Here is a 6,810-nt window from a genome sequence, read left to right on the forward strand (position 1 = left end):
GTAGGGGGGATGGTCAGTCTGGTTGGGCGGGTAGACCTCATGGGCCGAGGTGACGACCAGCAGGCAGGGCACGGTGGGAAACTGCCGTCGCAGCTGCGCAGCGACCTGCTGCAGCGTGTCGGTGGCAAAGTCGTTAATTTTGACCGTCAAAATCAGAATGCGTGCTTTGCTGCTGCTGTTGAGATCTTCGACCAACTCGGCCACGATGGCATCGGTGGCCTGGACAATGTCACCCAGGCCCACGGTATCGGTAAAAATTAGCAGAGGCAGGTCTTCGGAGGGGTAGGCGTAGCGCTGGGTGTGCTGGGTATGGGGCTTGAATCCTTGGCCCACAATTTCGGCAGATACCCCAGTTAGACCCCGTACAATCGAGCTTTTGCCCGCCTGGGGCTTGCCAATCAGCAGGGCCTCGGTGGTGGGCAACTGCTCGCGCACCGCTGCCAAAATATCGGCTACTCTGTCATCGTCGACGTTAAACCAGCGGCTAAGCTGTTGCGTTGGTCGCAGCTGGTTGGCGCGATCGCGCAGCTGTTGCCAAGCCTCTGTCAGTGGAGTAGCCCACGACGAAGACTGCTGTGATGGTTTGCGATCGCCCATGCCTATCCTTTGCTGTGGCTTACCGACTATGGCTCATATCCCCATGCTATGCCCTCATCCTAACGCCAGGGAATGCGGCGGCTGAGCTGAGCCAACGGCCTGGTTAGTCGTCTAGGAGCACCGAGGGGTTGCCTGGCAGGGTAACCGGCTGCTTGGCCGTCGCTCGGCTAGATCGGCTGCTGCGCCCGTCTAGCTTGCCCTGGGCAATGGGAACCGTAAAGTGAAACTGGCTGCCTCTGTTTTTGCCCGCCGACTCGGCCCAAATAGTGCCGCCTAACCCCTCTACAATTTGGCGGCACATGGCTAAGCCTAGGCCGGTGCCGCCAGTAGTGCGGCGCAGCGCCCCTTCTTCTTGATAAAAGCGGTCAAATACGACATTCAGGCGGCTGGGCTCAATGCCGCGCCCGGTATCGGCTACGGTGACCTGAAGGTGGGTTGGGCTAGAGCGGGTGACCTGAATGGTGATTTTGCCGTTGGCGGGCGTAAATTTTTGAGCGTTGTCGAGCAGCTTGGCCAGTACTTCTACCAGCCACTCGCCGTCGGCTCGCACCAGCGGCACCTGCTTAGGAATTTTGACGGTAATGCTGGGGGTTTCGGCGTTGTCCTGGCTGCTGTGAATGCTGCTGAGGGCTAAATCGACGCATTCTTGAATCGAAAGCGATTCCAAATTCCACTCGACTCGACCGCTCTCTAACCGCGATAGGGTGAGGAAGTCTTGCACCAGCTTACGCATGCGCTCGGCGTCTTCGAGGGCCGATTGCAGCATAATCTGCCTCAGCTCGTTGGGCATGTCAGGCTCGGTGGCTAGGCTTTCGAGGCAGACCTGAATAGTGGACAGCGGCGTGCGCAACTCGTGGCCGGTAATGGCGATCAGGTTGGCGCGGGTGCGATCGAGGGCTTCGAGCTGCTGGTTGAGGTCTTGCAGGTTAGTGTAGGCCTCGGCCTGAATAATCGCCACGCTGAGCTGGGTGGCGATCGCATCGACCAGAGCCGTATCGTCTTCGCTCCACTCGTAGGGCTCGGGTTGGCACTGGTGCAGCTCGATCATGCCCACCAGGCGACCCTGGTAGGTGAGCGGTACAATCAGCCACGACCGAATCTGCCACCGTTTGAGCAGGGGTTGAATGGCCTCTAGCTCCTGGCGAAAGGGTGAGTCGCGGGCCTGGGTATCGGCAATGGCAATGGTTTCTTTGGTGTCTTGAACGTAGTCAAACAGCGGGTTGGTGGCCAGGGGCCAGGTTTCACCCAGCAGCGAGTTTACGGTGCCGTTGAGGTGCTGGTGGGCGATCGCGACCGTGGCATCGGTGGCGCTACAGGGGTAGATCAGGCAGCGACAAACTTGGAGTGCCTGACCAAGTTCTTGGGCCGCCTTGGCAAAAATCTCGTCGGCGTTGAGTGACTGGCGCACCACTGAGGTAATCGAGTTGACCAGGCGCTCGCGCCGCTCCTGGGCCGTAATCGCTTTATAGGCCTTGAGCAGCTTGTACTGCCCCGCCTGTAGGTAGGTAACCAGGCGCTGGGTAAAAGGGTCGGGGCCGCCGCTGCCGTCCAGGCGCTCGGTAGGGGGAATGGCTGGGTCAATGTAGCGCTGGCGAGCGATCGCGACTTTGTCGGCCAAATCGGGCCGATACCCCACAATGCGATCGAGTAATATCCCCGCCGCTGTTTGGGTGACATAGCGGTCTTGAGTCCAGATCCCTTCAAAGCGGCGGGTTTGGTCGAGAGGTGGCCCGTCGGTGGGCGGTATGGGCGATCGCTCCCGACAGATTAAGCAGGCGCTATAGTCAGCCCCAACCACCACCAGGTGCCACTCCTGAGTGAGAGTATCGTCAGTTTCAAAGGCAATCGTTTCGTAGTTTTCGGATCGGCTGACAAAACTGGTGCCCAGGGCTGATAGCACATAGACCTGATCGGTGAGTTCGGCAATGCGCAGGTAGCGGTTGGCCTCTTGCAGATAAAACCGCTCCTGCTGAAAACTGGCGATCACCAAAAACTTGGCCTTCCCCGCCAGCACGTGATCTTCCATCGCGTGAGACAACGCGGTTAGCGAGGTTTTGAAATAGAGACTGGGCCTAAGCTGAGGAATTGCAACTAGCAATTCTTCCACTACAGAGGTGGCATTGCTCATGGTTCAGGATCGGGAACCGTCGATTGATAAGACTCTCTGTTGGCGTTCGAGATAAACTCCCGTTCGGGGTGAACGGTTGTTCAATGGTGAACCCAACGGGACTCTATCGGTATCGGCAGCAGTTACTCCCACCTAGCCTACCAGGTGCATCCTGTGCCTAAGGCACATTGTAACCATTTGCCAAAGTCAGCATTCGGTTGAGTCCTTGCTGATCTCGCTTTGGGTTTAAACGCCTAAAAACCAAGCGCCCGAGTAAAACACTCAGACGCTTAGTAAGGTTCACATTTTCCTACACAGAACCGTTAGGAATCAGGACTTGTAGTTGAGGTTATCCTCAACCTAAGTTTGGGTGACTACATCACGCCGGTCATATCGGTGGTGTCTTTAAGAAAGCCGCTGTAGGCTTCCATGCCGTGCTCACCAATATCTAGCCCTTTCATCTCTTCCTCGGCGCTAACCCGAAGGCCTAGTACCGACTTGAGAATTAGCCAGAAGATGGAAGACAGTACTACGGTAAACAGACCAATGGACAAAACGCCCAAGATCTGAGCACCCAGCTGGGCTATACCGCCGCCGTAGAATAAGCCAGCAATGCCTTCGCCGCCCTGGGTAAAGTTGTTGGGGTTAGCAAACAAGCCAACGGCGAGAGTGCCCCAAATACCACATACAAGGTGAACAGAAGTAGCGCCCACGGGGTCATCAATTTTGATGCTGTCGAAGAAGCCAACCGAGAACACTACCAGAATGCCTGCCACCAGACCAATCCAGAAGGCACCAGCGTAGCCAACTACGTAGCAACCAGCCGTTACACCCACCAGACCAGCCAGAATGCCGTTGATGGTCATCGACAGGTCAGGCTTGCCGCTCAGTGCCCAGGAAGTAGCGGTAGCCGCTACTCCACCGGCCGCTGCCGCCAGGTTTGTGGTCACCGCGATATAGGGTACAGCCAAATCTGCAGCGAGTTGAGAACCGGGGTTAAACCCAAACCATCCCAACCAGAGAATTAGACAGCCTAGGGTAGCAATGCTCAGGTTGTGACCAGGCAGCGCACTGACCTGACCTTCAGAGGTGTACTTGCCCATGCGGGGGCCAAGAAACGCTGCACCCATAAGGGCAGCCCAGCCACCGACCGAGTGCACAATGGTAGAGCCTGCAAAATCATGGAACCCTAGCTCAGCCAGCCAGCCACCGCCCCACAGCCAGTGACCGGTGATGGGATAGGCAATAGCTGTGAGCAAAACACTGAAGATAATGAAATCAACTAGCTTGATGCGCTCAGCAACAGCCCCCGACACAATGGTAGCGGCGGTACCGGCGAAGGCCGCCTGGAACAGGAAGAAGGTATCTTTGGAGAGGCCAGCGGTGCTGTCTAAGCCGTACACCTCAGCAGGTCCGCCGAGGAAGAAGCTCCCCCAGCCCACCCAGCCATTGCCACTGGCCCCGAACATCAGCGAAAAGCCGATGAACCAGAAGGAAAGGGTGGCCAAAGCAAAGACAATCAGATTTTTGGTCAGTACGTTGACGGCATTCTTTTGCCGACAGAAGCCAGTTTCTAGCATGCCAAAGCCGGCATTCATGAAAATGACTAGAAAAGCAGCAATCAGCACCCAGATGTTGTCGAGGGTGGTTTGCAGGTCAGCTGTGGTCAACTCATCTTGTGCCTGAGCGGCAACTCCCCAGGTGGCCAAAATAACCAGCGTTAGAGGAATGCAGGCTACCCAAGCCCAGCCGCCCACGCGGCCAAACAGACGCTTAATCGCCTTATCGAAGGGCGGCACGCTGGTGTTCCAAAAGCCGGTTTTAGACCGTTTTCGGAACCTAGAACGATTACGCAATACTAGATTAGACATCTCAACAGACGTTCCTTCAACACAATCAGACAGTGAACACGGCCTACCGTTTTTAGACCTGAACCCTCAGCCACGGGGCGGCGAGACAGACCAGTATGGGAGCAAAAGCTCACAGAAAAGATAGATTCTGTGAACCGAAATGCAAAAACTGTAAGTTTCTATGAGCGCTAACGCTAGCTGAAAATACCTTTAGAAACCTACACCAGTCCGCTTGGATACTTTTCTGCATTAGTCAGGCAGAGGAATTCGCCTATAGACGGAACAAATTGATTCCATCAATTCTGAGGCCGTCAATCTGTATCAGACGATACATAGCATCCCGTGAAGCGGCTACATTTCCCGTATTGCCCTTAAAACACGGGATTAATTAGCGACAAATTAAACGTTTGCCAAAGAATTCTTAAAGGAACATTGCATTTTGGGGAGGTGCTTGCGGCCCTTAACCCTGGTTTTGCAGATAGCCGTGGGGGCCTAGGTGATCCAGTTTTTGCTGTTTGGCCAGTACCGATGCTTCCAGGTCACGGCGGTACTGGGCGACCTGGTCGAGTAGGGCGGGGCGACTGGTGGCCAAGATCTGTACTGCCAGCAGTCCGGCATTTTTGGCGTTGCCAATCGCTACTGTAGCCACCGGAATGCCCGCTGGCATTTGCACAATCGAGTAGAGCGAGTCGAGCCCCTGCATGGTGCGGCTAACTACAGGTACGCCAATCACTGGGAGCGGAGTGAGGGCGGCGACCATGCCGGGCAGGTGAGCCGCTCCGCCCGCCCCGGCAATGATAACTTTGAGGCCGCGATCGCGGGCTGTTTGAGCGTAGGTGACCATGCGTTCGGGGGTACGGTGGGCCGATACAATGGCCACTTCGTGGGCTACCCCAAACTCAGCGCAGACCTCAATGGCGGCTGCCATAGTAGGCAGGTCTGAGTCGCTGCCCATGATGATGCCAACGTCGGGAGTAGCCATTGCCTTTACCACTGTCAGATAGTGCCTTCCTATCATGCCACTGGCGGGTTCTAGCCATTGTCTCTAGGAGAGTTTGGGAAGATTGAGTTTCGTTGCGGGGCGGTTTGCCTCAGCAAAACATCATAGAATTTTACAGAAGTTAGCAAACCCAACAACCAATCCATGACTGCCACTGACGATAAGACCGTAGTTCGCGAGTATTTCAACGCCATTGGGTTTGACCGCTGGCAGCGAATCTATGGAGATGGTGACGTCAACAAGGTTCAGCTCGATATTCGCAAAGGCCACCAGCGCACGGTCGATACGCTAATGGCCTGGCTAGAGGCCGACGGTAATTTGTCTGGGCTAACCTGTTGCGATGCCGGGTGCGGCGTGGGTAGTCTCTCGATTCCGCTGGCCCAGGCGGGGGCTAAGGTCTACGCCAGTGATATCTCCGCCAAAATGGTAGAAGAGGCCCGGCAGCGGGCTGAGGTGGCCTTGGCAGGCAATAACGTGCCCACTTTTGAGGTCAAAGACCTGGAGGAATTAAGCGGTAGTTTTCACACGGTGATTTGCCTGGACGTGCTGATCCACTATCCCCAGGACAAGGTGCAGTCCATGATTAGCCACCTGAGTTTGCTGGCCGAGTCGCGCTTGATTATGAGCTTTGCGCCCAAGACCGTCTTCTACAGCGCGCTCAAAAAGGTAGGCGAGTTTTTCCCAGGGCCGAGCAAAGCCACACGAGCTTACCTGCACCGCGAGGCCGATATTATTAAGGCGCTGGAGGCCGACGGCTGGCGGATTGAGCGACGGGCGATGACCAAAACCCAGTTCTACTTCTCTCGCCTGGTAGAAGCGGTACGAGAACCTTCAGCCAGCTAGATGAAAGGGCAACCATGACGACAGCTCGACTCTTTGTGGCGATCGCGGCGGTGCTGGGCGGTTCGGCAGTAGCGGCAGGGGCCTTTGCTACCCATGCCCTCAGGGCTCAGCTCAGCGATCGCCTGCTGACGGTGTTTGAAACTGGCGCTCGCTACCAGATGTACCACGCGCTAGCCCTGCTGCTGGTGGCGTTGATCGGTAGCCAGGGACTGGGGGCAGCGGGGTGGCTAACGACGGCGGCATGGGCCTTTGTCGCCGGTACGGTGGTATTTTCGGGCAGCCTTTACGCCCTGGCTCTGACGGGTCAAAACCTGCTGGGGGCTGTGGCTCCTGTGGGTGGTGCTGTTTTGATGTTGGGCTGGGGCTGTTTGGCTGTGGCGGCTCTGCTGGGGGCGGGTGAGAGTGGGTAGATG

At 56.5% G+C, this 6,810-nt stretch carries 6 protein-coding genes; 2 read left to right on the forward strand and 4 right to left on the reverse strand.

The window, feature by feature from the left end; all coding sequences use genetic code 11:
- From IQ273_RS28570 to purE, 4 genes are all read right to left on the reverse strand, one after another.
- Positions 1–597 (reverse strand): GTPase family protein (locus IQ273_RS28570; protein ID WP_194026506.1); only part of this gene is annotated, 597 nt, incomplete at its 3' end.
- A 103-nt stretch (positions 598–700) separates the two neighbouring features.
- Positions 701–2,725 carry a DICT sensory domain-containing protein gene (locus IQ273_RS28575; protein ID WP_194026507.1) on the reverse strand — a complete coding sequence of 675 codons (2,025 nt, stop codon included), beginning with the start codon at positions 2,723–2,725 and terminating at the stop codon, positions 701–703.
- 353 nt (positions 2,726–3,078) lie between these two features.
- Positions 3,079–4,575, reverse strand: a complete 1,497-nt coding sequence (locus tag IQ273_RS28580) for an ammonium transporter (protein WP_228054071.1) — start codon at positions 4,573–4,575, stop codon at positions 3,079–3,081.
- Positions 4,576–5,014: 439 nt separating this feature from the next.
- On the reverse strand, positions 5,015–5,536 hold the full coding sequence (gene purE / locus IQ273_RS28585; protein ID WP_194026508.1) for a 5-(carboxyamino)imidazole ribonucleotide mutase: 522 nt from the start codon (positions 5,534–5,536) through the stop codon (positions 5,015–5,017).
- A gap of 162 nt (positions 5,537–5,698) precedes the next feature.
- On the opposite strand from purE, the gene bchM reads away from it, so the two are divergent.
- Complete coding sequence (gene bchM, locus IQ273_RS28590; RefSeq protein WP_194026509.1) at positions 5,699–6,397, forward strand: magnesium protoporphyrin IX methyltransferase; 699 nt, start codon at positions 5,699–5,701, stop codon at positions 6,395–6,397.
- A gap of 14 nt (positions 6,398–6,411) precedes the next feature.
- Complete coding sequence (locus IQ273_RS28595) at positions 6,412–6,807, forward strand: DUF423 domain-containing protein (RefSeq protein WP_194026510.1); 396 nt, start codon at positions 6,412–6,414, stop codon at positions 6,805–6,807.
- Positions 6,808–6,810 lie beyond the last annotated feature (3 nt).

The organism is Nodosilinea sp. LEGE 07298, assembly GCF_015207265.1.
In the GTDB taxonomy this organism is placed as follows: domain Bacteria; phylum Cyanobacteriota; class Cyanobacteriia; order Phormidesmidales; family Phormidesmidaceae; genus Nodosilinea.

What these genes read in the sequence shown, in the direction of transcription:
- IQ273_RS28575 (WP_194026507.1), bottom strand. Translation starts at nt 2,725, where the DNA reads ATGAGCAATGCCACCTCTGTAGTGGAAGAATTGCTAGTTGCAATTCCT.
- IQ273_RS28580 (WP_228054071.1), bottom strand. Translation starts at nt 4,575, where the DNA reads ATGTCTAATCTAGTATTGCGTAATCGTTCTAGGTTCCGAAAACGGTCT.
- purE (WP_194026508.1), bottom strand. Translation starts at nt 5,536, where the DNA reads ATGGCTACTCCCGACGTTGGCATCATCATGGGCAGCGACTCAGACCTG.
- bchM (WP_194026509.1), top strand. Translation starts at nt 5,699, where the DNA reads ATGACTGCCACTGACGATAAGACCGTAGTTCGCGAGTATTTCAACGCC.
- IQ273_RS28595 (WP_194026510.1), top strand. Translation starts at nt 6,412, where the DNA reads ATGACGACAGCTCGACTCTTTGTGGCGATCGCGGCGGTGCTGGGCGGT.